The sequence below is a fragment of the Pseudomonas sp. RA_35y_Pfl2_P32 genome, from assembly GCF_963970735.1.
In the GTDB taxonomy this organism is placed as follows: Bacteria; Pseudomonadota; Gammaproteobacteria; order Pseudomonadales; family Pseudomonadaceae; genus Aquipseudomonas.
In genome coordinates this window covers 1-429 of the sequence record NZ_CAXAQF010000391.1, presented here as the reverse complement: position 1 = coordinate 429, position 429 = coordinate 1, and the positions used below count along the sequence as shown (strand labels likewise).

At 67.1% G+C, this 429-nt stretch carries 1 pseudogene; it reads right to left on the bottom strand.

The window, feature by feature from the left end:
- Positions 1 to 166: 166 nt before the first annotated feature.
- A pseudogene (locus AACY45_RS28845) lies at positions 167 to 429 on the bottom strand (hypothetical protein); the annotation flags it as partial.

The following is a 429-nucleotide window of genomic DNA, read 5'->3' as shown; positions in this document are numbered from 1 at the left end:
GCCACGTTCAGCTCGGCAACTATCCGGTCGACTGGGCTGGTGATCGTTCGGAGAATGCACACGAATACGGTGAAAGACGATAGCGCAGCTGATGGGTATCGCTGCGCTCAACCCATCCTACGGGCTGCTGGACGCCCGCGGCCGTGGTCGCGACCCTGCGGCAAACTCAGGGCGCAGGGGCGCCCGGCTGAACCTCGTCCGGGTCCGCGGTGAGCTCGACGATCAGCTCGCGGATCCACCGCTGCCCGCCATGACCATGGGTGCGCTCGTGCCAGATCAGGCTGACGTCGAAGCGCTCCGCAAGCCAGGGAAGCTCGATCGCCGTCAGGCGGTCGGGAACCCCCTGCAGCAGCCGCTTGGGGACCAGGGCAACGAGGTCGCTCGTCGCGACCATCTGCGGGACGAACAGGAAGGACGCCGCCGACAGGA